Origin of the sequence: Achromobacter kerstersii, assembly GCF_902859595.1 — a bacterium.
Classification (GTDB): domain Bacteria; phylum Pseudomonadota; class Gammaproteobacteria; order Burkholderiales; family Burkholderiaceae_B; genus Achromobacter; species Achromobacter kerstersii.
This window is the reverse complement of the sequence record NZ_CADIJQ010000007.1, coordinates 101,044-127,486: the sequence shown is the minus strand read 5'-3', so window position 1 is coordinate 127,486 and position 26,443 is coordinate 101,044. Positions and strand designations below refer to the sequence as shown.

The window sequence follows — 26,443 nt, the reverse complement described above, 5'->3', positions numbered from 1 at the left end:
GGCCGCTGAATCGTCAGCGGCCGTTTTTCTGTGCAGGGGGTTTACGCCACCGCGACCGGAATCTTCCCGATCTTGGCTTGCCATTCCTTGGGGCCGGTCGTGTGGACCGAGGTGCCTTGGGCGTCAACCGCCACGGTCACCGGCATGTCCTTCACGTCGAACTCATAGATGGCTTCCATGCCCAGGTCGGCAAAGCCCAGAACCTTGGCGCCACGGATGGCCTTGGACACCAGGTACGCTGCACCGCCCACGGCCATCAGGTAGGCCGAGCCGTGCTTCTTGATGGCTTCGATGGCCACGGGGCCGCGTTCCGACTTGCCGATCATGGAGATCAGGCCGGTCTTCTCCAGCATCATGTCGGTGAATTTGTCCATGCGCGTGGCGGTGGTCGGGCCTGCGGGGCCGACCACTTCGTCGCCCACCGGGTCCACCGGGCCCACGTAATAGATCACGCGGTTGGTGAAGTCCACGGGCAGCGGCTCGCCCTTGGCCAGCATGTCCTGGATGCGCTTGTGCGCGGCGTCGCGGCCGGTCAGCATCTTGCCCGACAGCAGCAGGGTCTCGCCCGGCTTCCAGCTGGCGACTTCTTCCTTCGTCAGCGTGTTCAGGTCCACCTGCTTGGACTTGTTGTAGTCGGGCGCCCAGTGCACTTCCGGCCATTCGGACAGCGACGGCGGGTCCAGGCGCGCCGGGCCCGTGCCGTCCAGCTCGAAGTGGGCGTGACGCGTCGCGGCGCAGTTCGGGATCATCGCCACGGGCTTGGAGGCCGCGTGCGTCGGGAAGGTGCTGATCTTGACGTCCAGCACGGTCGTCAGGCCGCCCAGGCCCTGCGCGCCAATACCCAGCGCGTTGACCTTTTCGTAGAGCTCGATGCGCAGCTCTTCCAGCTTGTTCTGCGGGCCGCGGGCCAGCAGTTCGTACATGTCGATGTCTTCCATCAACGACTGCTTGGCCATCAGCATGGCTTTTTCAGCGGTGCCGCCGACGCCGATGCCGAGCATGCCCGGGGGGCACCAGCCGGCGCCCATCGTCGGGACGGTCTTCAGCACCCAGTCCACCAGCGAATCGCTGGGGTTCAGCATGGCGAACTTGGACTTGTTTTCCGAACCGCCGCCCTTGGAAGCGATTTGCACATCGACCTTGTCACCCTGGACAAGCTCGACGTGCAGGATACAGGGCGTGTTGTCGCGCGTGTTCTTGCGCGCGAACAGCGGGTCGTCCAGCACCGAGGCGCGCAGCGGATTGTCCGGGTTCAGGTAGCCACGGCGCACGCCTTCGTCACAGAGCTCTTGCAGGGTGCGCTTGGTGTCAAAGCGCACGCTCATGCCGATCTTCAGGAAAACGTTGACGATGCCGGTGTCCTGGCACAGCGGACGCTTGCCTTCGGCGCACATGCGGGAATTGGTCAGGATCTGCGCCATCGCGTCACGCGCGGCCGGGCTTTCCTCGCGCTCGTAGGCGCGCGCCAGGTGGCGGATGTAATCCACGGGGTGGTAATAGCTGATGAACTGAATGCCATCGGCTATCGACTGGATGAAGTCTTCTTCTTTAATGATGACGGACATGGCGATTTGCGGGTCTAGATGGAAAACATGAAAACGCGGCTGGCGGGTGAAACCAACCACAAGGGAGAACAGATCGTTGTTGCTTTGCGGCCGCCTTTCAAGGCGGCCGGGGATACGCTTTACTTGCCTTGCCAGACCGGCTTGCGCTTTTCAGCGAAAGCGGTCGCGCCTTCCTTGGCATCGGCGGACGAGAAAATGTGGGCGATCAGCGGGCGCTGGCGGTCGAACATGCCTTCCTGCTCCCAGTCACCCGATTGCGACACGATGCTCTTGGCGGTCTGCACGGCCAGCGGGCCGTTTTCGACAATGGCGCGCGCCAGTTCCAGCGCGCCGGCCAGTGCGCCGCCCGGCTCGGTCAGGCGGTTGACCAGACCAAACGAGTAGGCGCGCTCGGCGGTCAGCATTTCGCCCGTCAAGATCACTTCCATGGCGATGTGGTACGGCAGGCGGCGCGGCAGGCGCAGCATGCCGCCAGCGCCGGCCACCAGGCCACGCTTGACTTCGGGCAGGCCAAACTTGGCGTTATTGGCGGCCACGATCAGGTCAGAGGCCAGCGCCATTTCGCAGCCACCGGCCAACGCATAGCCTTCCACGGCGGCGATCAGCGGCTTCTTGGGCGGGCGTTCGTTCAGGCCGGCGAAACCACGGCCTTCCACGTAGGGGCGCTGCCCGGATTTGGCAAACGCCTTCAAGTCCATGCCCGACGAGAACGTGCCGCCGCCACCGGTCAGAATGCCGATACGGATATCGTCGCGGCTGTCCAGCTGGTCCAGCGCGGCGGCCATGACCTGCGCGGTTTCCAGGTTGATGGCGTTCTTGGCTTCGGGGCGGTTGATCGTGATGATCTGGATGCCGTCGGTGACTTCCACCGTGATCAGGTCTGACATTGGGACTGCTCCTTCCGGGAATTCTCGGAATCGGGTTCCGGGTTTTATATAAGACTTGGGACGTAACCTGGAATCATACGACCATTGGTTTCCAGGCGCAGCCGAGGTCTGCCGAAGCGTCCGCCAGCGGCACACCCGCAGCGCCGCAGCCGGCCGCCCGGCAAGCCCCCGACGCCTTCCGAACGATGCCCAAAAGACGTAGATGTAACCGTCCATCGGCCATGGGGAAACAGGACTGGCCCGGGCCAGTTAAAATGCCGGGTTTCCCACGCCCATGGCAGGCCTTGCCCGGGCGACCGAATTCCAAGAATCCTATGCTCACCTTTCAGCAAATCATCCTTACGCTCCAGGAATACTGGGACAAGCAGGGTTGCGCCCTGCTGCAACCCTACGACATGGAAGTCGGCGCCGGCACCTCGCACACGGCCACGTTCCTGCGCGCGATCGGCCCGGAGCCGTGGCGCGCCGCCTACGTGCAGCCGTCGCGCCGCCCCAAGGATGGCCGCTACGGCGAAAACCCCAACCGCCTGCAGCACTATTACCAGTACCAGGTAGTGCTGAAGCCGGCGCCCCCGGACATTCTGGACCTGTACATCGGTTCGCTGAAGGCGCTGGGCATTGACCCCACCCAACACGACATCCGCTTCGTCGAAGACGACTGGGAAAACCCCACGCTCGGCGCCTGGGGCCTGGGCTGGGAAGTCTGGCTGAACGGCATGGAAGTCACGCAGTTCACCTACTTCCAGCAAGTGGGCGGCCTGGATTGCACGCCGACCACGGGTGAAATCACCTACGGTCTGGAGCGTCTGGCCATGTATCTGCAGGACGTGCAAAGCGTGTACGACCTGGTCTGGACCGAAGGCGCCAACGGCAACCGCGTGCTGTATCGCGACGTGTTCCACCAGAACGAGGTCGAGCAATCGACCTACAACTTCGAGCACTCGTCCGCCGACATGCTGTTCGCGCACTTCAATGACTACGAAGCCGAAGCGAAGCGCCTGATGGAAGTGCCGCTGGCGCTGCCGGCCTACGAGGCCGCGCTGAAAGCCGCGCACACGTTCAACATGCTGGACGCGCGTGGCGCCATCAGCGTCACCGAGCGCGCCGCCTACATTGGCCGCATCCGCAACCTGTCGCGCGCTGTTGCGCAGGCTTATTTCGATTCCCGCGAACGACTGGGCTTTCCCATGCTGCGCCGCGGGGAGGCTGCATAAATGACGACGAACATCCGCCCGCTGCTGGTCGAACTGCTGACCGAAGAACTCCCGCCCAAGGCCCTGCAAAAGCTGGGCCAGGCCTATGCCGAAGGCGTGCGCGCCACGCTGGAACGCCACGGCCTCTTGGCCGAAGGCTGCGCGGTCACCGCGTATTCCACGCCGCGCCGTCTGGCCGTGCACCTGTCCGCCGTACTGGCGCAGGCGCCCGACCAGCCCTACGCTGAAAAGCTGATGCCCGCCAAGATCGGCCTGACCGAAGACGGCAAAGCCACGCCGGCGCTGCAAAAGAAGCTGGCCGCCAAGGGCCTGGAAAATATTGATCTGGCCACGCTGGACCGCGAATCCGATGGCAAGCAGGACTACCTGGTCGCTCGCGGCACCGCCCCCGGCGCGTCGTTGGCCGCCGGCTTGCAGGAAGGCATCGACACAGCGTTGAACAGCCTGCCGATTCCGAAGGTCATGCGCTACCAATTGGCTGACGGCGTCACCACCGTCAAGTTCGTGCGTCCGGCGCACGGACTGGTCGCGCTGTTTGGCGCCGACGTGGTGCCGGTGTCGGCGCTGGGCATGCAAGCGGGCCGCGACACCCTTGGCCACCGCTTCATGAGCACGGGCCCCGTGTCGTTCGCCGACGCCGATTCCTACGCCGCCACCCTGGCAGAAAAGGGCCGTGTCGTGGCGTCCTTCGAAGGCCGCCGCGACGACATCCAGCGCCAGTTGCTGGACCACGCCGGCCGCCTGTCGGCCACGCTGGGCGACGACCCCGAAGTGGCCGCGCTGCTGGACGAAGTGACCGCACTGGTCGAACACCCCACCGTCTATGTGGGCGAGTTTGAAGAACAATTCCTGCAAGTGCCGCAAGAATGCCTGATCCTGACCATGCGGCTGAATCAGAAGTACTTCCCGCTGTTCGACCCGGCCACCGGCCGCCTGACGCACCGCTTCCTGATCGTGAGCAACATGCACACGGACAAGCCGGTGAACATCGTCGAAGGCAACCAGCGCGTGGTGCGCCCGCGCTTGGCGGACGCCCAGTTCTTCTTCGAAACCGACCGCAAGACGCCGCTGGCCGCGCGTGTCGAGCAGCTGGGTTCCATCGTGTATCACAACAAGCTGGGCACCCAGCTTGAACGCGTTGAACGCGTGCGCGCCATCGCGCGCGGCGTGGCCGGCCAGCTGGGCGGTGACGTCGCCGCCGCAGACCGCGCCGCCATGTTGGCCAAGGCCGACCTGGGTTCGAACATGGTGGGCGAATTCCCTGAGCTGCAAGGCATCATGGGCGCCTACTACGCCGCGGGCGACGGCGAGCCCGCCAGCGTCGTCGAGGCGCTGCGCACGCAGTACCGCAACCGCTACGACGCGCCCGTCACCCAAGACACGCTGACGGCCGCCACGCTCTTCATCGCCGAACGCGTGGAAACGCTGGTCGGCATCTGGGCCATCGGTCTGGCGCCCACGGGCGAACGCGACCCCTTCGGCCTGCGCCGCGCCGCGCTGGGCCTGATCAGCGCGTTCGAACAACTGGCCGCAGGCGGCTGGCTGAAGATCAGCGAAGACGGCCCGCTGTCCCTGAACGGGCTGCTGGAACTGGCCGCGGGCACCTTCCCCGCCGGCAAGATTCCCGCCGACACGCTGGCTGAAGTTCGCACCTTCATCTACGAACGCTATCGCAACCAGCTCATCAACGACTTCGACCGCAACGCGGTGGAAGCCGTGATTGCGCTGACGCCGCCGCTGCACCAAGTGGCCGAGCGCGTGCGCGCCGCCGCCGCGTTTGCGCAGCTGCCCGAGGCCGCGAGCCTGGCCGCCGCCAACAAGCGCATCGGCAATCTGCTGAAGAAGGCAGAAGGCGAGATCGGTGCGGTGAATGACGCCGCGCTGGTCGAGCCCGCCGAACGCGCGCTGGCCGCCGCCGTGGCCGCGCTGCGTCCGCAGGCCGAAGCGCAACTGGCCGCAGGCGACTTCGCCGGCAGCCTGTCCACGCTGGCTCAGGCCCGCGAGCCTGTAGACGCCTTCTTTGCCGACGTCATGGTCATGGCCGAAGACCCGGCCGTGCGCGCCAACCGCCTGGCTCTGTTGAGCCAGCTGCATGGCCTGATGAACCAGGTGGCCGACATTTCCAGGCTGGCACAGTGAAACTGATCATCCTTGACCGCGACGGCGTCATCAATCAGGACAGCGATGCGTTCGTCAAGAATCCCGACGAGTGGATTGCCCTGCCGGGCAGCCTGCACGCCATCGCCCGGCTGACGCAGGCCGACTGGAAAGTGGTGGTTGCCACCAACCAGTCCGGCCTGGCGCGCGGCCTGTTCGATATGGACACGCTGACCGCCATCCACACCAAGATGCGGCGCGAGCTCGCTGCCGCGGGCGGCGCGATTGACGCCGTTTTCCTGTGCCCGCACGGGCCGGACGACAACTGCACCTGCCGCAAACCGCGTCCGGGTCTGTTCGAACAGATCGGCCATCGCTACGACATCCATCTGGCTGGCGTGCCGGCCGTGGGCGATTCGCTGCGCGACTTGCAGGCGTCGTCGGCCGTGGGCTGCTCGCCGTGGCTGGTGCAAACCGGCAATGGCAAGAAGACGCTGGCCAAGGGCGGCTTGCCCGAGAACACGCGCGTGTGTGAAGACCTGTCGGCCGTGGTCGACCTTCTGCTTCAGGACAACTGATTCAATGGCCCGGCTACGTTCGCTGCTGTACTTCATGTTCCTGGCCGTCACGGTCATCCCCTACGCCTTCGCCTGCATCCTGTGGGCGCCGCTGCCGCTGCACTGGCGCTACAAGCTGACGGTGGGCTGGCCGCGTCTGGCCATCTGGGGCGCCAAGGTGTTCTGCGGTATCCGCTGGCAGGTCAAGGGCTGGGAAAACCTGCCCGACGGCCCTGCCGTGATCCTGTCGAAACACCAGTCGGCCTGGGAAACGTTGTTCTTCCCGGCCCACATGCCGCGCGAAGTCTGCTTCGTCTACAAGAAAGAACTGCACATGGTGCCGTTCTTCGGCTGGGGCCTGGCGCTGCTGCGCATGATCGCCATCGACCGTTCGAAAGGCCGCGACGCCTTTGATCAGGTGGTCAAGCAAGGCCAGACCCGCATGGATGAAGGCCGCTGGCCGCTGCTGTTTCCCGAAGGCACTCGCGTGCCGCCGGGCAAGACGGCGCGCTTCAAGATGGGCGGCGCGCTGCTGGCTTCGCGCACGGGCGCCGTCGTCATTCCCGTCGCGCATAACGCCGGCGAGTGCTGGCGGCGCAACGCTTTCGTCAAATATCCCGGCATGATCACCCTATCGATCGGTCCCGCGATAGAATCCAAAGGACTCTCCCCCGAAGAACTGAACCAGAAGGTTCAGGCATGGATCGAAGGGGAAATGCGGCGTCTCAACCCCGAAAGGTATGTCCAGCACTGATCAGCTCGAACTCCTGTTCGACGTGCACGAAGACGACGCGCCCCAGGGCGCGTCGCCGCTGATCGCCACGCCGAAGCCACCGGCCGCGCCCCGCCCCGCTCCCAAGGCGGCGCCCCCGCAGCCGGTCACCCCCAAGACACTTTTCCCCGACGCGCAGGCCGGCACCCGGCCAGACAGTCAACCCCACACGCCCCTCAGCTCGCCGTCCGGCCCCCCGTCCAACGCCGCCCCCTCCGGCGAGCCGCTGCTGACGTTGTCGCCGAACGCGTCGTCGCGCGTACCCACGCCCTGCCCTGATCCTTTACCGCCCGGCGCGCGCTGGCGCGAAGTGCCAACGGAGCAACAGCCCATCGGCTTCGTGCTGCTGCGCTCGCGCCGCCGCAGCATCGGATTTGTGATCACCGACGACGGCCTTCGAGTCACCGCGCCCAGCTGGGTCACGCTGACACAGATTGACGACGCCGTGCGCGAGAAGGCCCGCTGGATTCTCGCAAAGCTGCGTGAATGGCATGCCCGCAAGCAGCAGCTGGCCATGGCGCACACGCGCTGGCAGGCGGGCGGCGAACTGCCGTATCTGGGCAAGCGCATCCTGATTGGTGTGGGCGGTGACAGCCGTCAAGCCTGGCTGTCCGGTGACGCCGATGCGCCCACAGACGGCGACACGCTCTGGCTGGCGCTGCCCTCGCATGCCGACCAAAGCCGCATCCGCGACTCTGCCCAAGCCTGGCTGCAACAGCGCGCCGGCGCATGGTTCGGCGCGCGGCTGGCGCACTTCCTGCAAATCAGCGGGCTGAAGATTCGCCGCTGGAGATTGTCATCGGCCGCCACGCGCTGGGGCTCGTGCACCAGCGACGGCAACATCATGCTGAATTGGCGCCTGATCCATTTCGCGCCCGGCATCATTGATTACGTCATCGCGCACGAGCTTGCTCATCTGCGCGAGATGAACCACAGTCAGGACTTCTGGCGCGAAGTGGGCCAGATTCTGCCCGACTTCGAAGACGCCAAGAACATCCTGCGGCGTCACGACCCCGCATCCTTGCCTCAGTTCTGAGGCGCTTTGGAGACTAGACAATGTTGCTGCTGATTCCGGGCCCGGTCACGACCGACGCGCGGGTGAAGGCCGCCATGGCGCAAGACTATGCGCCGTGGGACAACGACTTCCGCGAGACCTACCGGCAGGTCTGCGATGGGGTGCTGCGTGTGGCGCAGGCGTCGTCCGACACGCACGCCGCGCTGGCGCTGCCCGGCTGCGGCCACTTTGCGGTGGAAGCCGCGATCCGTACCTTCGTGCCCACGGGCGGCCGCCTGCTGGCGCCGTCCACAGGCGCGTACGCCGCGCGCTTGCAGAAGCTGGCGGGCGACGCGGGCCGTGTGGCGGTGCCCTTGCCCGTGGGCGCCACCGAACGCGTTGACCCGCAAGCCGTCGCCGCCGCGCTGGAACGCGACCCGACGCTGACGCATCTGGCGCTGGTCTACAGCGAAACCGGCAGCGGCATCTGCCATGACGTGCCTGAGCTGGCCCGCATCGCGCACGCGCTGGGCCGCCGCGTCATCGTCGACGCGGTGTCGGCCTTTGGCGCGTTGCCGCTGGATCTGTCCCTGCTGCCGGCGGTAGACGCCGTCGTGCTGACGGCCAACAAATGCCTGGAAGGGCTGCCGGGCGCAGCCTTTGTGGTGGCGCGCCGTGACGCGCTGGACGCCGCACGCGGCAACGCGGGCAGCTGGTCGCTGGATTTGGCCGACATTTATCAGCACACGTTGGCGCCCAACGCCGGCCCCCGCTTCACGCCCCCCGCGCCAACGATTGCCGCGCTGGCCGTGGCGCTGGAGCTGTATCACCAGGAAGGCCGCGAAGCGCGTCTGGCGCGTTACACCGCCAACATGCGCACGCTCTATGATGGCGTCAGCGAGCTGGGGCTCACGCCTTACCTGCCGCGCGATCTGCAAGGCCCGATTGTCGTCAACGTCCATGCGCCGGATTCGCCTAACTGGCACCTGCAATTGTTCGTCGACGCCTTGAAAGCGCGCGGCTACGTGCTCAGCAATTTTTTCAACACCGAACAACCCACGTTCCGGGTCGGCTGCATCGGCGCCTTTGGCGCAGACCAGATGCGGCTAGCGGTCGACGCCATGGGCGGCGCACTGCGCGACATCGGCATTACACGGGAAGGCGCCGGCGCTGCCCGGTTCTTCCCCCAACCCCTCATCGCTTAAGGAAAAATCCCATGCGTATGCTCCACACCATGCTGCGAGTCGGCAACCTCGACAAGTCCATCGATTTCTACACCAACGTGCTCGGCATGCGCGTCCTGCGCCGCAACGACTACCCGGAAGGCAAGTTCACGCTGGCCTTCGTGGGCTATCAAGACGAATCCGAAGGCGCGGTCATCGAACTGACCCACAACTGGGACACCGACAAGTACGACCTGGGCACCGGCTACGGCCACATCGCCCTGGAAGTCGACAACGCCTACGAAGCCTGTGACAAGGTCAAGGAACGCGGCGGCAAGGTCACCCGCGAAGCCGGTCCGATGAAGCACGGCAAGACGGTCATCGCCTTTGTGGAAGACCCGGACGGCTACAAGATCGAGTTCATTCAGAAGAAAGACCGCCAGGACTAATCAGGAACGCCCGCCATGATCCACCCCATCCTCAAAATGGGCGACCCGCGCCTGCTGCGCGTGGCGCCCCCGGTGGAGCGTTTCGACACGCCCGAGCTGCACGCCCTGATCGAAGACATGTTCGAGACCATGGCGGCGGCGCAGGGCGTGGGCCTGGCCGCGCCGCAGATTGGCGTGGACCTGCAACTGGTGATCTTCGGTTTCGACCGCAACGAGCGCTATCCCGACGCGCCCGCCGTGCCGCAGACCATCCTGTGCAATCCCGTCATCACGCCGCTTTCCGACGAAAAGGAAGACGGCTGGGAAGGCTGCCTGTCGGTGCCGGGGCTGCGCGGGCTGGTGCCGCGCTACCGCCACATCCGCTACAGCGGCTTCGACCCCTATGGCAAACCGATCGAGCGCGAAGCCGAAGGCTTTCACGCCCGCGTGGTGCAGCATGAATGCGATCACCTGATCGGCCGCCTGTACCCGTCGCGCATCCAGGATTTCTCGAAGTTCGGCTTCACGGAAATCCTGTTCCCGGGCATGGACCCGAACGCCGACGATTAAGCGTCCGGGCGGGGGGCAGGCGCGGGGGACGCGGTATCGGATGCGTTAGCGGATGCATCGCCCGCCGCCTCGCCAGACGCCTTGGCCACCTGCGGCGACAACTCCTCCGGCGCGAAATCATCCACCTGCAAGACCTGCGACACCAGCGCCTCGGCAGCTTCCAGCTGCGCGGCCTGTGTGTCGGTGATGGCGCCGCGCTGATGCGCCTCGCGCCAATCACGCACGCCAGATTGCCGCAGCCGGTCGCGGATGGGCTGCACGGCGTCCACCAGCGCAAACGCACGCGTCAGATCGGCCAACGGGTCGTGCGCCCGCCGTCCGCCCCCCAGCAGCACGCCCGCCGCCGGATTGCCGGACGGTTCCCGATGCAGGTCCGCCGCCAGCCGCACATGTGTGGGCGACGGCTTCAACAGCAGCTCCGCGCATTCCCGGGTCAGCGCGTCGTTCGGCCCGCGGGCCAGCCGCAGCGGCAGGATGGCCGCGCGCAGCCCCCAGGCCAGCACGCGGCCCGGCAGGTTGCGCAGCACCTGATCCAGGCTCTTTTCGATGGTGGCGTAGCCCTGCTCCATGCACCAATGCACCAGCGGCAGGTCGTCGTGCTTGCGCCCGTCGTCCTCCCAGCGCTTGAGCACGGCGGATAGCAGATACAGCTCGGACAGCACATCGCCCAATCGGGCCGAGATCATTTCGCGCCGCTTCAAGCCGCCGCCCAACTGCGCCAAGGTGGCGTCCGCCAGCAACGCAAACCCCGCCGAATAACGCCCCAACCGGCGGTAGTGTCCCGCCGTGGGGCCTGACACCGGCGACGGCGCCAGCATTCCACCCGTCCACGCGCGGCCAATCGCGCGCAGCGTGTTCTTGCCTGCGTGGCGCAGATGCCGCCAGAACACATCGTGGAAAACCTCGATGCCGCGCTCTTCGTCCGGGTTGGCCAAAGCCAGCATTTCCGGCATCAGGTACGGATGCGCACGGATGGCGCCCTGGCCGAAGATGATCAGATTGCGCGTCAGGATGTTCGCGCCTTCCACGGTGATGGCGATGGGCACCGAGCGATACAGCGCCCCCAAGTAGTTGCTGGGCCCGTCGATGACGGCGCGCCCGGCGTGCACATCCATTGCCGCATTGACCGAGCCGCGCATGCGTTCAGTCGCGTGATATTTCATGATGCCGGATACCACTGCCGGCTTCACATCCTGGTTCAACGCCGCGCACGTCAGGCGGCGGGCCGCTTCGACCAGATAGGCGTTGCCCGCCAGCACAGCCAGCTGTTCCTGCACGCCTTCGAATTTACCGACCGGGATGCCGAATTGCTCACGCACGCGGGCATACATGCCGGTCGTGTGCGCGCACATGACCGCGGCTGCGGCCGACAGCGATGGCAGCGATATGCCACGCCCCGCCGCCAGCGCGCTCATCAGCATCTTCCAGCCCTGCCCCGCACGCGCCTCGCCGCCGATCAGCGCGTCCAGCGGCACGAACACATCGCGCCCCTTGTTGGGGCCGTTCTGAAAGACCTGCATCGCGGGCAAATGGCGCCGTCCGATCTCCACGCCCGGCGCCTCGGTGGGCACCAGCGCCACTGAAATGCCGATGTCTTTCGCGCCGCCCAGAATGCCGTCGGGGTCGCTCATCTTGAACGCCAGGCCCAGCACCGTCGCAACCGGCCCCAGCGTGATGTAGCGCTTGTGCCAGTTCAGCCGGATACCGATGAGCTCGCGGCCGTCCACCACCTGGCGGCAGACGACGCCGGTGTCGACCATGGAGGCGGCGTCCGACCCGGCCTCGGGGCTGGTCAGGCCGAAGCACGGCACTTCCCTGCCATCCGCCAGCCGGGGCAGCCAATAGTCGCGTTGCGCGGGCGTGCCGAACTGCATCAGCAATTCGCCCGGCCCAAGGGAGTTGGGCACCATCACCGTCACGCCCGCGGTGATGGAATACGCCGAGATGCGCCGCACCACTTCCGAATGCGCATAGGGCGAAAAGCCCAGCCCGCCGTAGCGGCGCGGGATGATCATGCCGAAGAAGCGCTGCGATTTCAGAAACGCCCAGACCGCTGGCGGCAGGTCACGCCGGTTCCAGGTGATGTCCCATTCGTCCAGCATGGAACACAGTTGCGCCACCGGGCCGTCGATGAATGCCTGTTCTTCGCGAGTCAGCGTGGCGGCGGGCACGTCGAGCAGCTTGCGCCAGTCGGGGTTGCCGGTGAACAGGTCTGCGTCCCACCAGGTGTCTCCGGCCTCGATGGCCTCGCGCTCGGTCGCCGACATGGGAGGCAAGGCGTTGCGCGCCCAGCGGTACGCAGGTTCCGAGATGCGGCGGCGGCGCCAGGCATTGAAATCCATGAGTGTCCCTCACTGTTATGGCCCTAGGGCGGTTCGGGTCAAAGTACCAGAATTGGCGGCGCGCGGCCAAGCCGGACAGCGCTGACTCTGCGACAATGGGCGTCCCCCGCGCTGGTGCGCAATCAACCGCTATCCGGGCATCAAGACGCATGCTGAACAAACTCTGGCTGGGCTTCTTCCTGACCGCCGCCGCCGCCGCGCTGTACCGCTGGCTGGCCATCGGAGACCCCGACGTTTTCCGCCTGATGGTGGCCAGCCTGTTCGACATGGCGCGCGTATCCGTGGAAGTCATGGTGCTGCTGTTTGGCACGCTGACCTTGTGGCTGGGCTTTCTGCGCATCGCTGAAGGCGCGGGCCTGGTGGAGCGGCTGGCGCGTTTGCTGGGGCCGCTGTTTGCCCGTCTGATGCCCGAGGTGCCGCGCAATCATCCCGCCATTGGTCTTATCACCCTGAACTTCGCCGCCAATGGGCTGGGGCTGGACAACGCCGCCACACCGATCGGCCTGCGCGCCATGCGCGAGCTGCAATCGCTGAACCCCACGCCCGAGACCGCCACCAACGCGCAGATCCTGTTCCTGGTGCTGAATGCGTCATCGTTGACGCTGCTGCCCGTCACGCTCTTCATGTTCCGCGCGCAACAGGGCGCGGCGGACCCGACGCTGGTATTCCTGCCCATCCTGCTGGCCACCAGCGCATCCACGCTGGCGGGCTTTCTGGCGGTTGCCCTGTGCCAGCGGCTGCGGTTGGCCGACCCCGTCGTCATGCTGTGGCTGGGCGGCGCGGCGCTCGTCATGGGCGGATTCATGGCGCTCTTGGCCAGCATGTCAGCCGTGGCCATCGCGTCGCTGTCGTCGCTGATGGGCAATCTGGCGCTGTTCGGCATCCTGCTGGCGTTCCTGATTGCGGGCGCCTGGAAAAAAGTGCCAGTGTACGAAGCCTTCATCGAAGGCGCCAAAGAAGGCTTCGACATCGCCAAGAGCCTGCTGCCCTATCTGGTGGCGATGCTGTGCGCCGTGGGCGTGCTGCGGGCCTCGGGCGCGCTGGACTTTCTGTTGGACGGTATCCGCTGGATGGCGCAGCACGCGGGCTGGGACACGCGTTTCGTTGACGCGCTGCCCACCGCGCTGGTCAAGCCGTTTTCCGGCAGCGCAGCGCGCGCGATGATGCTGGAAACCATGACGCACTTCGGCGTCGACAGCTTCCCCGCGCTGCTCGCCGCGGTGATGCAAGGCAGCACCGAAACCACCTTCTATGTGCTGGCGGTGTATTTCGGATCAGTGGGAATTCTGCGCGCGCGCCACGCGGTGGGCTGCGCGCTGATCGCCGATCTGGCCGGTGTGCTGGCCGCGATCGGCGTGTGCTACTGGTTCTTCGGCTGAAGGCGATAACTGCCTGCGGGGCAAGCCCCGCAGGCGCCGCGCATCAATCCACCAGCAGGATTTTCATGCCGTTGGTGCCACCGCTGTCGCGGTAGAAATCACCCTTGGTGAGAATGACCCAATCGCCCGTCTGCACCAGATTGCGCTTGCGCAGTTCGTCGATGGCGGCGTTGCTCAGATCGGCCGGTTCGTAATCCGACGGCGAGAACGGAATGGTGTAGACGCCACGGAACATCGCCACGCGGTTCTGCGTCAGGCTGTGCGGGCTGTAGCAGTAGATAGGCACGCCCGACCGGATGCGCGACATGATCAGCGGCGTGTGGCCGCTTTCGGTCAACGCGATGATGGCTTTGACGCCCGGGAAATGATTGGCCGCGTACATGGCCGCCAGCGCGATGGTTTCATCGCAGCGCGTGAACGTTTCGCCCATGCGGTGATGCGACTTCGTGGACGTGGGATGCTTTTCCGCGCCCAGGCACACACGCGCCATCGCTTGCACGGTTTCCACGGGGTACTGGCCTGACGCGCTTTCGGCGGACAGCATCACGGCGTCGGTGTAATCCAGCACGGCGTTGGCCACGTCGGACACTTCGGCGCGCGTGGGCATGGGACTGGAGATCATGGATTCCATCATCTGCGTCGCCGTGATCACCACCTTGTTCAGCGTGCGGGCGTGCTGGATGATGCGCTTCTGAATGCCCACCAATTCGGCGTCGCCCACTTCCACGCCCAGGTCGCCGCGCGCCACCATCACGCCGTCGCTCGCGCGGATCAGCGAGTCCAGCGCTTCGTCGTCCGCAACGGCTTCGGCGCGCTCGATTTTGGCGATGATCCAGGCCTGGCTGCCCGCTTCGGCTAGCAGGGTGCGGGCTTCGTCGATGTCGCTGCCATAGCGCGGGAACGACACCGCGACGTAATCCAGCTCCATCTCGGCGGCCAGCTTGATGTCGACGCGGTCTTTGTCGGTGAGGCTGGGCGCAGACAAGCCGCCGCCACGGCGGTTGATGCCCTTGTTGTTCGACAGCGGGCCGCCGACGGTGACGGTCGTGTGGACTTCGTCGCCTTCAACGCGGTCAACCACCAGCACCACGCGGCCGTCGTCCAGCAACAGCTCGTCGCCCACGCGGCAGTCGGTCACGAGTTCGGGGTAGTCAATGCCGACGATGCTGGCGTTGCCGGCATCCTTGGGATGCACGCGCGACAGCGTGAACGGCTGGCCGACTTGCAGCTGCACCAGCTTGTCGGTGAAGCGCGCAATGCGGATCTTGGGGCCTTGAAGGTCGCCCATGATGGCGACGAAGCGGCCTTGCTTGGCGGCGATCTCGCGCACGAGGCGGGCGCGGTCGCGGTGATCGTCCGCGCTGCCGTGCGAGAAGTTCAAACGGGCCACATCCAAACCTGCGCGGATCAAGGCTTCAATGCGTTCGGGCGACGAAGTCGAAGGGCCCAAGGTAGCGACAATTTTTGTGCGGCGCAATACAGGCATGACGGTCCACTCTCGCAAAAACAACGAAAGCGCTATGGTACGCCGCCTGCGTTCGCACGGGTATCATGGTCGTCACGCCGGCCTTCTCGCCACCTTCATCGCAGCCTTTTACGAGCCCAGTCAAACCCGTGAAAATTGTCATCGCTCCCGACTCTTTCAAAGAAAGCGTGTCCGCGCCCGATGCGGCGGCGGCCATTGCGCGCGGCGTCAAAGCCGCGTTTCCCGGCGCCCACACGGTGTGCGTGCCGATGGCCGACGGTGGCGAAGGAACGGTTGAAGCCGTGCTGGCTGCAACCGGCGGCAAGGAACACGAGCTGACGGTAAATGATGCGCTCGGCTACAAGGTCGACGCTATCTGGGGGCTGCTGGCAGACGGCACCGCGGTGATCGAAATGGCGGCAGCAGCCGGGCTTGAACTGATCTCGCCCAGCAAGCGCGACCCGATGCGCGCCAGCAGCCACGGCGTGGGCGAACTGATCCTGGCGGCGGTTAACGCCGGCGCCACGCGCATCATCCTGGGCCTGGGCGGTTCGGCCACCAACGACGGCGGCGCCGGCATGCTGACCGCGCTGGGCGTGCGTTTGCTGGACGCCGACGGCCACAGCCTGCCGCCCGGCGGCGGCGCGCTGGGCAAGCTGGCCAGCATCGACACGCGCGGGCTTGATCCGCGTCTGGCCAAGATCCGCATCGATATCGCCTCGGACGTCGACAACCCGCTATGCGGCCCGCACGGCGCATCCCATATCTTCGGCCCGCAAAAAGGCGCCACGCCGGAACAGGTGCAAACGCTGGATCAGATGCTGGGCAATTTCGCCGATGTCTGCGCGCGCCATCTGGGCGTGGACCATCGCAATGAGCCGGGCGCGGGCGCGGCAGGCGGCTTGGGTTTCGCCGCCAAGGCATTTCTGCAAGCGCACTTTCGCCCGGGCGTCGAGATCGTGGCGGAGCTGGGCCATTTGGCTGAAGCCATCGAAGGCGCCACGCTGGTGTTCACCGGCGAAGGCCGCATGGACGCGCAGACGCTGCGCGGCAAGACACCGGCCGGTGTGGCGAAGATTGCACAACGCGCGGGCGTGCCGGTCGTGGCGTTGGCGGGGTCGCTGGGGGATGGCTATGAAGCGCTGCATGCCGTCGGCATCAGCGCGGCGTTCAGCTTGGCGCCGGGGCCGATCACGTTGCAGCAGGCGCTGACGGACGCAGAAAAGCTGCTGGCGGATCGTGCGCGCGACGTGATGCAGCTGTGGATGGCGGCGCAGAAACGGATGTTGTAAGGGGCCGGGGGCACCGCTGGCACGCTGCCCATCGGCGTCGTTCTGTCCATCAGCCATAACGCGCCCGGCACCATAAAAAAAAGCCCGCATCATCGCGGGCTTTCTCATGTGCGGCCGGAATTCAGGCGCTTTGCAGTACGCCCGCTTCCACCAGCGCGTCCGACAAGCGGATATAGCGGTCGACCGAGATATCTTCCGCGCGTGCGGTCGGCGCAATGTCCAGCGCTTCCCACGGCACTTGCGGCGCCCAGTCGGCCAGCACGCGGCGCAGCATCTTGCGGCGTTGCGAGAAGGCGCGCGCCACCACCGTTTCAAAGGCGCGGACACTGACCGGACGCAGCCGGTCTGCCGGCAGCGGCACCATGCGCACAATCGCCGACACCACCTTGGGCGGCGGATCGAACGCTTCCGGCGGCACGTCGAACAGCTTGTGCATGCGATAGCGCGATTGCAGCATCACGGACAGGCGGCTGAAATCGCCCGAGCCCGGTTGCGCGACCATGCGGTCGATCACTTCGCGCTGCAACATGAAATGCTGGTCGCGAATGTGGTCGGCCCACGTCATCAGATGGAACAGCAGCGGGCTGGAAATGTTGTAGGGCAAATTGCCCACGACACGCAGCGCGCTGCCGAACTGTGAAAAATCGACTGTCAGCGCATCGGCCTCGACCACCGTCAGGCGGCCGGCTTCGAACTGCTTGCGCAGGCGGGCGGCCAGATCGCGGTCGATCTCAACCGCGGTCAGATGGTCCAGCCGCTCAAGCAGCGGCCGGGTCAGCGCAGACAAACCCGGGCCGATTTCGACCACGGCATCGTCACGGGCGGGTGCAACCGCCCGGACGATGGACTCGACGACACTTTCGTCGGTCAGAAAGTTCTGGCCAAAGCGCTTGCGCGCCTGGTGTTGAGACATGAAAAGCCCGTAATGCGTTTAGCGGTTGTTCTGCTGGATCTTCTGCTGCTTCTCAAGACGGTTGTCGACGTACGCCTGAGCGCGCAACTGGTCGAGCCAATCTTCAAAGGCAGGCTGGGCACGGCGCTCGAACAGAATCTGGCGCGCCTTCATGCGGGCCAGCTCGTCGGTGACGTCGTGCTGACGGCGTTCTTCAACCTGGATCAAGTGCCAACCGAAAGGCGACTGGATCGGCGGGCTGATTTCGCCCGGCTTCAAGGCATTCATGGCGGCTTCGAACGGCGGCACGGTTTCGCCCGGGTTCAACCAGCCCAGCTCGCCGCCCTGAGGCGCGTTCGAATCCTGCGAGTATTGACGCGCCATGTCTTCGAACTTGGCGTCGCCAGCCACCAGGCGCTGACGCACCTGCTCCAGACGCTGACGCGCGGTTTCGTCGCTCATGACGGTGGACGTCTTGATCAGGATGTGGCGCGCACGGGTCTGCATCACTTCCGTCGGGCCTTGCTGCGCCGGCGCTTGCGGGCGCGCAGCGGGTTGCGGAGCCGGCGTGGGCGCCGGCGCGCGCGCGGTGCGGCCAGGCGCCGGCTGGGCGGTGCCGCGGTCCATGACCTTGATGATGTGGAAGCCGTTGCCGCTTTGGATCAAGCCCGACACATCGCCCTTCTGCAGATTGCCGATGGCCTTGACGAACAGGTCGGGCCATCCATCCAGCGGACGCACGCCCATGACGCCGCCTTGCAGCGCTTCCGGGCCGTCCGAGGCGGCGGCCGCCAGGCTGGCGAAGTCGTCGCCGCGCTTGGCGCGCGCCAGGACGCCTTCGGCCTTCTTGCGCAAGGCCGCCAATTGCTCCGGTGTCGAGCCTTCCGGCACGCGCACCAAAATCTGCGCCAACGCGTAGAGCATCGGGCCCGACGGCGCCGCGGCTTGTTCTGGCGCGGGTTGCTGCTGGGCCTGCTGTTGCGCTTGCTGCTGAGCGGCCGCTTGCGGCGATGCGCCGAACGCCGGATTGCGGCGTTGGTCCTTCAGGAAGGCATCCACCTCGGCGTCCGAGATGACGATGGTGGAATCCACCGCGCGCTGGCGCAGGCGATCCGTGCGGATCTCATCGCGCAGCGATTTGCGGTAGGCATCCCACGAGGTGCCCGACTTTTCGATTTCGGCGCGCAGTTGCGCCACGCTGATCTTGTTGCGGCCGGCAATGGTCGTGATGGCCTGATCAACCTGGGCGTCGTCCACGCGAATGCCAAGGCGATCCGCTTCGTGGCGCTGCACGCGTTCCATGATCAGGCGTTGCAGCACCTGATGCTGCAAGGTCTGGTCGTCCGGCACCTGGATGCCGCGCGACTTCAGTTCAGACGCAATACGGACCGACGCATCGCGCAATTCGCGCAGCGTGATCACGTCCTTGTCGACCACGGCGGCAATGCCGTCCACGAACTGTTCGCCCTTGGCGGCGGGTGCGGCCGGCGCGGCCTTCTGCGAAGCGGCGGGCGCGGCCTTGCCGCCATTGCTTGCGGGCCGGCCCGTCTGCTCGGCCGCGTGTGCGGCGGGCAGGCCGGCGCACAGCGCCAGCAACAGCGCACTGCCGGACAGGCGGCGCAAAGAGTGCAACCTACGCATCATTCATACCTTTCAAATGTGGTCCCGGCCGGCGCAGGCGGGGTAATGCCGGTGTAGCCAGGGATACTTCTGTTCAGCAGGTTCATCGGATCGGTTCCCAAGGAACCCAGACCGGTCAGCTCAAGCTGGAAGAACACTGCGGAGTTGGCGTCCGTTGCCGACACGGCGTAGCGCTGATAGACCACGCGGCCCACCCAGCAGCAATCACCCTTGTACTCCAGGCCGGCGATGGCCTGCGTAACGCGGGGGGATTCCGTCGTATTGGCGACCGTGCTCGACGGCCCGGAGCGCAAGGAATAGTCGACGCGGCCAACGCCATACCAGCGCTTGCTGAAGGGCCATTGCATCGCCAGACTGATCTGGTTCTGCCCCTGCGGCTGATACTGGACCCCCGTTTGAGGATCACGCTGATAGCGGTACGACAGCGCCACCGTCGTCAGACGCTGCGGCGACCAGCGCGCGCTGACCAAGCCGCGCGACCAGTTGTTGTCATACGGGTTGTACTGCGCCGCCACGTCGGTGCTGAGCGTATCGGTCAGCGCCGCGCTGGCGCCCACCAGGAAGTCCGACCGCACATTTTCGCGCGGCGTCTCGCCCGGCAGGGTCACTTTCTGGTCTTCAAAGTACAGGCGCTGGGCCACGGCCAGCGACATGCGTTCGAAGCCGGTACTGGCGTCCAGCCAGCGCGTCGTCAACGCCGCGGTCAGCTGGTTGGCGTTGGAAATACGATCCCAGCCGCCCGTGTAGATGTTCTCTTCGAAGGCCTGCGAGAAGCTGAAATCCGCCAGCGACGTATCGTAGACGGGCATCTTGGACTGATCCCGGTACGGCACGCGCAGGTAGTACAGACGCGGTTCGAGCGTCTGCGTGGAGGCCTTGCCGAACAGCGAGGTGTCGCGTTCGAAGATCATGCCGGCGTCCAAGGACATGATGGGGACGGTGCGCGATTGCGAACGCGGAAGTCCATCCGCCGCCCCCCCATTGAGACCGAGTGCGTCCACGCCATACCATTTCGTTTGGTACTGGGTGTAATTGACACCAGCCTTGGGAATAATGAACCAACCCGGGCGAATGACCGGATACGACACCGTCGGATAGCTCTGCAAGCGGTCGCCATCTGGATAACGCAATGTGGAGCCAAAATCAGGACGGCGGAAACGCACTGCCGTCGTGGTCCAATCTACGTCGAAACCACCCCAGTCATAGCGTGCACCCCGCAAAAAGAGCTCGGGTTCTTTGTCATAGGGCGGCACCAGGGGCGCATCCGGGTCCTGCAGCGTCTGATACTTGTAGACCTGTGCGTACGCACTCCAGTAATTGGAACTCCAGCCCACTCGGCCACGCTGCGGCAGATACGTCGTCGATGCCTGGTTCAGGCCCAACTGCGAAATATCGCGGAAATAGTTGTCGTCCGAGACCTTGGCGATGTCCCAGTCCGCATAGAAGCCATGCGATAAGACCTGCTGATGGCGCCACCAGTACATCCACCGGTCTTCGCCAGTAATGTTGTCATTGGGCAGATAGGTGCCATCCATCGTGCCGACGTAGCTGTTGCCCAGATACCGGAATTCGCCGCCCAACTGCATGCCGCGCTTGGAGAAATAGCGGGGCTGGATGGTTGCGTCGTAATTGGGCGCCAGGTTCAGGTAGTAAGGCAGGGAGAAGTCGAAACCGCCCTGGCTGGTCGTGCCGTAGGTCGGCATCAGAAAGCCCGACTTGCGTTCCTTCTTGACCGGGAAGGTCATGTAAGGCGACGCCAGAATTGGCACGTCCTTGAAATACAGCACGCCGTTGCGCGCCACGCCTTCGTTCTCGTCGAAATCGATGTCGACGGTGTTGGCCTTGATGTACCAGGACGGCGTCTCGCACGAGCAGCCGCTATAGGTCACCGTATGCAGCCGCATCTGCGACTTGCTGAAAATATCCGCGTGTTCGGCCACGGCGAAACCGCCGGTGGCGCCCATCCAGAAGTTGGGCTTTTCGACTTCGCCCGAATACTTGTCGACGTTGAACTTGGCGTTCGGGCCGGTCACCAGCGTGCCGTCGCGCATCATGCGCGCGCTGCCCTGGACGTCGACCTCGCCCGTATCCTTGCGGTAGTTGATGCGGTCGCCCTTGATCACGCCGTCGATGCGGCGCACCTGCGCGCTGCCCGTCAGGGTCAGGTCGGAATCCGGATCGCCTTCAATGCTGTCCGCTTCCATATAGGCGGGGATGCTGTCGTCCGGCAGGCGGTGGATGCGCAAACCGGGAGAGGTGCGCAGCACGGGAGCCGAGGAGGCGGCGGTCGCCGACGATGCAGCTGGTGTCGCGGTCTGGCTGCCTTGAGCCTGAACGGCTCCGGCGGCGACGCTGACAGCAGAGAGGATCAACCACCGAACCTTGCGCACGAGTGAAAACAGCCCTTATCTACGATGGGAAATCCGGCATCGGCGCCCGAAAAGGCCCCAATGCGAATGGAAACGAGCCGGTATTATAGAGAAGCCGCGCCATACGCCCAGCCTTATGTGCGCCGAACGCAAATTTCAGCAATATTGCCCTTCTGACACGGATCTTCTTTGAAAAACGATCACGACCCCCGCCTGGTGCAGATCCGCAACTGGCTGGAAAGCCTGTCCGCCTCCCTGAATCTGGCCATCGGCACGCTGCGCCCGGCCTCTGCCGACGCCAGTTTCCGCCGCTATTTCCGGCTGGACGCAGGCGAGCGCACCCTGATTGTCATGGACGCCCCGCCCGCGCATGAAGACTGCCGCCCGTTCCTGCATGTGGGCCAGTTGCTGGCGGACGCCGGCCTGAACGTGCCCAAGGTGCTGGCACAGGATCTGGACCAGGGCCTGCTGCTGCTGTCCGACCTGGGCGAGCAGACCTATTACCAGCGCATCCAGGCTGGCCTGTCCGACAGCCAGCTTCAGACGCTGTACCGCGAAGCGCTCGCCGCGTTGGTCCGCCTGCAACAGGCGTCCACGGCCGGTTTGGGCAACTACGACACCCCCCGCCTTGCTGACGAGCTCAAGCTCTTTCCCGAGTGGTACGTGGAAAAGCACCACGGCGTGACGCTGGACGACAAGACCGCGAACGCGCTGGACAAGATTTTCGCGCTGCTGTCGGCCAGCAATGGCGGCCAGCCGCAGGTGCTGGTGCACCGTGACTTTCACTCGCCCAACCTGATGGTCTGCGACCAGCCGCAGTACGGCCCGAACCCCGGCATCATCGACTTCCAGGATGCGCTGGCCGGCCCAATCACCTATGACCTCGCGTCATTGGTGACGGATGCTCGCACGACATGGGAAGAACCGCAGCAACTGGACTGGGCGATCCGCTACTGGGAAATGGCGCGCGCCGCCGGCCTGCCGGTCGATGCCGATTTCGCGGAATTCCACCGCGCCTATGAATGGATGGGCTTGCAGCGCAACCTGCGCATCCTGGGCGTGTTCGCCCGCCTGAACCATCGCGATGGCAAGGCCCATTACCTGGCCCACATGCCTCGCGTGAACGGCTACGTGCGCCAGGTCGCCCAGCGCTATGGCGTCTTCACGCCGCTGCTGCGCTTGCTGGACCGCATGGATGACCGCCAGGTCAGCGTCGGGTACACGTTCTGATGCAGGCGATGATTCTTGCCGCGGGCCGCGGCGAACGCATGCGCCCGCTCACCGACCGCCTGCCCAAACCCATGCTGGCGGTGGGCGGCAAGCCGCTGATCGTCTGGCATCTGGAACGGCTGGCCGCGGCCGGCATCCGCGACGTCGTCATCAACCATGCGTGGCTGGGTCACGAGATCGAAAACGCCTTGGGCGATGGCAGCGCTTACGGCGTGCGCATCCGCTATTCGCCGGAAAGCACCGCGCTGGAAACGGCGGGAGGCATCGCGCAGGCACTCCCCTTGCTGGGTGATGCCCCCTTTCTGGTGATGAATGGCGACGTCTGGTGCGACTGGAATCCCGCCGCCGCCCCGGCGCGGGCGGCCGGCCTGCCCGACGGCGGCGCCTGGATGCTGATGGTGGATAACCCCGTCCAGCACCCCAATGGCGATTTTCATCTGGCGTCCGACGGCCGCCTGCACGCTCAGGGCGAGCCGCGTTTGACCTACGCAGGCATCGCCGTCTACCATCCCTCGTTGTTCAAGACCGTCCCGCGCGGCACGGCAATGCCCATGCTGCCCCTTTTCCGGCAAGCCATGGCTGACGGTCTGGCGCAAGGCGCTCACCACACCGGCCGCTGGACGGATGTCGGCACCCCGCAACGGCTTGCTGATCTTGACGCAGAGCTCCGCGCCATGGCGCGTTAATGCTCACATATTTCACAATATCAAGGTGCGCAACCAGGCTTGTCCGCGCACCCAACGGCCCCGGCTAACGGGGTATTCTCTGACGCTTTGGCACGCGCGGGCACCGCGCGGACGAGCAACACACAGGAAGTTTTCTAGGAATGGGGATGTTTGGAAGATCGCAACGGGCTGTATTCAAGCCCTCCGTATACCAACCCGGTCAACGCACGCGGCGCCTGCCGCGCTGGCTCGTCCTGCTGCTTGTGGGGATCGCCCTGGGTGCGGGCGGCGTGCTCTTCCTGCAAACCAACTATGGCCCGCAACGCCTGACGGTCGAGCAATCGGAATCGCTGCACAGCGAACTCAGCGCCTCGAACCTTGAGCGCCAACGTCTGCAAACGCAGCTGGAAGAAGCCACCCAGCAGCGCGACGCCAACAAGTCGGGCCACGAAAAGCTGACAACCGATCTGGCTGACGCCCGCGCCAAGATCGACACCCTGAACAAAGAACTGGTTCTGTTCCAGGACGCCATGCCCGCCGACCCGCGCGGCGGCAACCTGGGCATCCGCTCGGCCACGTTCAAGCGCGCCCCCGGCCAGTTGGACTACCAAGTGCTGGTCATGCGCGAAGAGCGCACCGGCGCCCCCTTCAAAGGCACGCTGACTTTCTCCATCGACGGCAGCTACCCCAACGGCCGCGCCGCCACCGTCACGCCCGAAGGTCCGACGCTGAATGTCGACCGTTACGACTACGCACTCGGCCAGCTGAAGCTGCCCGACGGCTTCACCCCCAAGGTGGTGGTGCTGCGCGTGATGGACGGCGCGCAGAAGCAGCAAGCGATGCGTATCTATTACGTGCGCAACTAAGACGTGCGCAACTGATACCTCGGCAGCGAAGACGTGCGCGACAAATCCTGACGCGCCCGCCAAGAAACCCGCCCGAACCAAACCCGCCCGAACCGGCGGGTTTTTTTTCGCCCTTCATAACTAGTTGCGTGCGCAACTTTTCGGGAATATAGTTGCGCAAACAACCAAATAGATTCTGGAGACAAGATGCCGCTACCCGCGCACGTACCCGTCCTGATCGCTGGCGGAGGCCCCGTCGGCCTGACGCTGGCCGCGCTGCTGGCCGAATACGGCATCGCTTCCTTGACCGTGGAAGCCGACGATGACTATTGCAGTGGCAGCCGCGCCATTTGCATCTCGCGCCGCTCGCAGGAAATCCTGGGCTGGGCGGGCGCGGACCGGCCGCTCGTGGAGACGGGCCTGGCCTGGACCGGCGGGCGCAGCTACTACCGCGACCGCGAAGTGCTGCACTTTGAAATGCCGCACGATCCGCTGCAACGCTACGCGCCGATGGTGAACATCCAGCAATACTCGGTCGAGGAATATGCCCATCAGGCCATGCAACGCCACCCCGGGCTGGCCACGCTGCAATGGTCGGCCCGTGTTGCCGGCGTGCAGGCGCACGCTGACGGCGTCGATGTTGAAATCGACGCCGGCGGCCAGCGCCAGACGGTGCGCGCCGATTGGCTCATCGCCTGCGACGGCGGCCGCAGCACCGTGCGCGAGGCCATGGGCCTGAAGCTGGAAGGCATGCAGTACGAAGGCCGTTACGTCATCGTCGACATCGAGCAGGCCTCCAACCGCCCGGTCGAACGCCTGGCCTGGTTTGATCCCCCCTCCAACCCCGGCTCGACCTTGCTGATGCATCGCCAGCCCGGCAACGTCTGGCGGGTGGACTATCAAATCCGCGACGACGAAGATCCCGAAGAAGCCGTCAAGCCCGAAAACGTACTGCCGCGCGTGCAAAGCCATCTGGACATGATCGGCGAGACCGCACCGTGGAAGCCGCTGTGGATTTCCGTCTACAACGCCAAATGCCTGACGCTGAACCAGTACCGCCACGGCCGCGTGCTGTTCGCGGGCGACGCCGGCCACCTGGTGCCGATCTTCGGCGTGCGCGGCCTGAACTCGGGCCTGGACGACGCGGGCAACCTGGCCTGGAAGCTGGCTTGGGTGCTGAAGGGCCAGGCGCCCGACAGCCTGCTGGACAGCTATAGCATCGAACGCGTTCACGCCACCCGCCAGAACCTGGCCTATGGCGCGAAGAGCACGGAATTCATGGCTCCGCCCGATTTCGGCTTCCGCCTGATGCGCGAAGCCGCATTGCGGCTGGCCTTGGCGGACGACACCGTGCGCTCGCTGATCAACCCCCGCCAATCCGCGCCCATCTCGTACGACACCTCGCCCTTGAATCTGCACGACGGCGCCCGCCAAGCCGGCATCGCCGCCGCGCCGGGCCAGCCCGCCCCCGACGCGCGTCTGCAAGACGGCGACACGCCGCGCTACCTGAGTGAATGCTTCGGCCGCGGCTTCGTCATGCTGGCGGTATCGCCCGATGCCACATTGGCTGCAGACCTTGCCGCATTGGCTGCGGCCACGCAAGACGCGCCCCATCCCCTGCGCATCGTGCGCACGGGCGACGGCGGCTGGGATGACGCGCATGGCCAGTTGCGCCAACGCTATGGCGCAGTTGACGGCATGGTCTGCCTGATGCGCCCCGACGGCTATGTGCTGGGCCGCTGGGCCACCCCCGACACCGGCACGTTGCTCAGCGCACTCGCGCCCTACTATCCTTCAATCGCCTCGCGCGCCCAACCGAAAGGCCAAGCATGAATCCCGATGAACTGGACCAGATCTACACCAGCATGGCGCAGGCGCTGACGCGCGTGGGTGAATCCCAGGCGCCGCTATTCCTGTCGATACTGGGTTTGTCTTTGCTGAGCCGCCAAGCCGACGCCGGCACCGCCCTGGCCTTGCTGGCGCAAGCCGAAAGCGCCTGCCTGGGCGAACGCGCTGTGGCAGACTATCCCGCCCCCACCGCCGCCCACCCCACGTGACAACGCAAGATTCAACGCC

The 26,443-nt window shown here is 65.5% G+C and carries 22 protein-coding genes; 15 read left to right on the top strand and 7 right to left on the bottom strand.

The window, feature by feature from the left end:
- Positions 1 to 41: 41 nt before the first annotated feature.
- Both HV765_RS20250 and HV765_RS20245 read right to left on the bottom strand, forming a co-directional pair.
- Complete coding sequence (locus tag HV765_RS20250; protein ID WP_054420567.1) at positions 42 to 1,565, bottom strand: fumarate hydratase; 1,524 nt, start codon at positions 1,563 to 1,565, stop codon at positions 42 to 44.
- Between the two features lie 119 nt (positions 1,566 to 1,684).
- Positions 1,685 to 2,452: a crotonase/enoyl-CoA hydratase family protein gene (locus HV765_RS20245; RefSeq protein WP_175170761.1), complete on the bottom strand. Its 768-nt coding sequence runs from the start codon at positions 2,450 to 2,452 to the stop codon at positions 1,685 to 1,687.
- Between the two features lie 314 nt (positions 2,453 to 2,766).
- Here HV765_RS20245 and glyQ point away from each other — a divergent pair, with 314 nt between their 5' ends.
- The 8 genes from glyQ to def are packed head-to-tail and all read left to right on the top strand — an operon-like array spanning position 2,767 to position 10,247.
- On the top strand, positions 2,767 to 3,666 hold the full coding sequence (gene glyQ, locus HV765_RS20240; protein ID WP_054420565.1) for a glycine--tRNA ligase subunit alpha: 900 nt from the start codon (positions 2,767 to 2,769) through the stop codon (positions 3,664 to 3,666).
- Positions 3,667 to 5,805 carry a glycine--tRNA ligase subunit beta gene (gene glyS / locus HV765_RS20235; RefSeq protein WP_054420564.1) on the top strand — a complete coding sequence of 713 codons (2,139 nt, stop codon included), beginning with the start codon at positions 3,667 to 3,669 and terminating at the stop codon, positions 5,803 to 5,805.
- Entirely contained in the window at positions 5,802 to 6,341 is a 540-nt protein-coding gene (gene gmhB, locus HV765_RS20230; RefSeq protein WP_054420563.1) for a D-glycero-beta-D-manno-heptose 1,7-bisphosphate 7-phosphatase, read from the top strand. Before glyS ends, gmhB begins: the two co-directional genes overlap by 4 nt.
- A gap of 4 nt (positions 6,342 to 6,345) precedes the next feature.
- Complete coding sequence (locus HV765_RS20225; RefSeq protein ID WP_054420562.1) at positions 6,346 to 7,074, top strand: lysophospholipid acyltransferase family protein; 729 nt, start codon at positions 6,346 to 6,348, stop codon at positions 7,072 to 7,074.
- On the top strand, positions 7,061 to 8,128 hold the full coding sequence (locus tag HV765_RS20220) for a M48 family metallopeptidase (RefSeq protein WP_175170760.1): 1,068 nt from the start codon (positions 7,061 to 7,063) through the stop codon (positions 8,126 to 8,128). The genes HV765_RS20225 and HV765_RS20220 overlap by 14 nt, the downstream gene beginning before the upstream one ends.
- 20 nt (positions 8,129 to 8,148) lie before the next feature.
- On the top strand, positions 8,149 to 9,291 hold the full coding sequence (locus tag HV765_RS20215; protein ID WP_175170759.1) for a 2-aminoethylphosphonate--pyruvate transaminase: 1,143 nt from the start codon (positions 8,149 to 8,151) through the stop codon (positions 9,289 to 9,291).
- An 11-nt stretch (positions 9,292 to 9,302) separates the two neighbouring features.
- Positions 9,303 to 9,698 (top strand): lactoylglutathione lyase, encoded by a 396-nt coding sequence (gloA, locus tag HV765_RS20210; RefSeq protein ID WP_054420560.1) that lies wholly within the window; start codon positions 9,303 to 9,305, stop codon positions 9,696 to 9,698.
- Positions 9,699 to 9,713: 15 nt separating this feature from the next.
- The gene (gene def / locus HV765_RS20205) at positions 9,714 to 10,247 is read left to right on the top strand and encodes a peptide deformylase (RefSeq protein ID WP_054420559.1); all 534 of its coding nucleotides are present in this window, start codon (positions 9,714 to 9,716) and stop codon (positions 10,245 to 10,247) included.
- On the opposite strand, the gene HV765_RS20200 is transcribed toward def, so the two are convergent.
- The gene (locus HV765_RS20200; RefSeq protein WP_054420558.1) at positions 10,244 to 12,589 is read right to left on the bottom strand and encodes an acyl-CoA dehydrogenase; all 2,346 of its coding nucleotides are present in this window, start codon (positions 12,587 to 12,589) and stop codon (positions 10,244 to 10,246) included. The two genes, def and HV765_RS20200, sit on opposite strands and share 4 nt — an antisense overlap.
- Before the next feature lie 149 nt (positions 12,590 to 12,738).
- On the opposite strand from HV765_RS20200, the gene HV765_RS20195 reads away from it, so the two are divergent.
- Complete coding sequence (locus HV765_RS20195) at positions 12,739 to 13,968, top strand: nucleoside recognition domain-containing protein (RefSeq protein WP_054420557.1); 1,230 nt, start codon at positions 12,739 to 12,741, stop codon at positions 13,966 to 13,968.
- A gap of 43 nt (positions 13,969 to 14,011) precedes the next feature.
- Here HV765_RS20195 and pyk read toward each other — a convergent pair whose 3' ends face one another.
- On the bottom strand, positions 14,012 to 15,454 hold the full coding sequence (gene pyk / locus HV765_RS20190; protein WP_054420556.1) for a pyruvate kinase: 1,443 nt from the start codon (positions 15,452 to 15,454) through the stop codon (positions 14,012 to 14,014).
- A gap of 128 nt (positions 15,455 to 15,582) precedes the next feature.
- Here pyk and HV765_RS20185 point away from each other — a divergent pair, with 128 nt between their 5' ends.
- A complete protein-coding gene (locus tag HV765_RS20185; protein ID WP_054420555.1) occupies positions 15,583 to 16,725 on the top strand; it encodes a glycerate kinase in 1,143 nt (380 codons plus the stop codon).
- A gap of 121 nt (positions 16,726 to 16,846) precedes the next feature.
- Here HV765_RS20185 and rsmA read toward each other — a convergent pair whose 3' ends face one another.
- The 3 genes from rsmA to HV765_RS20170 are packed head-to-tail and all read right to left on the bottom strand — an operon-like array spanning position 16,847 to position 21,648.
- Positions 16,847 to 17,638, bottom strand: a complete 792-nt coding sequence (rsmA, locus tag HV765_RS20180) for a 16S rRNA (adenine(1518)-N(6)/adenine(1519)-N(6))-dimethyltransferase RsmA (protein WP_054420554.1) — start codon at positions 17,636 to 17,638, stop codon at positions 16,847 to 16,849.
- Between the two features lie 18 nt (positions 17,639 to 17,656).
- On the bottom strand, positions 17,657 to 19,261 hold the full coding sequence (locus HV765_RS20175) for a peptidylprolyl isomerase (RefSeq protein ID WP_175170758.1): 1,605 nt from the start codon (positions 19,259 to 19,261) through the stop codon (positions 17,657 to 17,659).
- Positions 19,258 to 21,648 carry an LPS-assembly protein LptD gene (locus tag HV765_RS20170; protein WP_175170757.1) on the bottom strand — a complete coding sequence of 797 codons (2,391 nt, stop codon included), beginning with the start codon at positions 21,646 to 21,648 and terminating at the stop codon, positions 19,258 to 19,260. Before HV765_RS20170 ends, HV765_RS20175 begins: the two co-directional genes overlap by 4 nt.
- A 168-nt stretch (positions 21,649 to 21,816) precedes the next feature.
- Between HV765_RS20170 and HV765_RS20165 the strand changes: the two genes are divergently transcribed.
- The 5 genes from HV765_RS20165 (at position 21,817) to HV765_RS20145 (ending at position 26,424) form a co-directional block, all read left to right on the top strand.
- Positions 21,817 to 22,857 (top strand): aminoglycoside phosphotransferase family protein, encoded by a 1,041-nt coding sequence (locus tag HV765_RS20165; RefSeq protein WP_175170756.1) that lies wholly within the window; start codon positions 21,817 to 21,819, stop codon positions 22,855 to 22,857.
- Positions 22,857 to 23,543, top strand: coding sequence for an N-acetylmuramate alpha-1-phosphate uridylyltransferase MurU (murU, locus tag HV765_RS20160; RefSeq protein WP_175170755.1), 687 nt, complete (start codon positions 22,857 to 22,859; stop codon positions 23,541 to 23,543). Before HV765_RS20165 ends, murU begins: the two co-directional genes overlap by 1 nt.
- Positions 23,544 to 23,689: 146 nt before the next feature.
- A complete protein-coding gene (locus HV765_RS20155) occupies positions 23,690 to 24,388 on the top strand; it encodes a DUF6776 family protein (protein ID WP_175170754.1) in 699 nt (232 codons plus the stop codon).
- Between the two features lie 186 nt (positions 24,389 to 24,574).
- The gene (locus HV765_RS20150) at positions 24,575 to 26,200 is read left to right on the top strand and encodes an FAD-dependent monooxygenase (RefSeq protein WP_175170753.1); all 1,626 of its coding nucleotides are present in this window, start codon (positions 24,575 to 24,577) and stop codon (positions 26,198 to 26,200) included.
- On the top strand, positions 26,197 to 26,424 hold the full coding sequence (locus tag HV765_RS20145; RefSeq protein ID WP_054420547.1) for a hypothetical protein: 228 nt from the start codon (positions 26,197 to 26,199) through the stop codon (positions 26,422 to 26,424). Before HV765_RS20150 ends, HV765_RS20145 begins: the two co-directional genes overlap by 4 nt.
- The last annotated feature ends 19 nt before the right edge of the window (positions 26,425 to 26,443 follow it).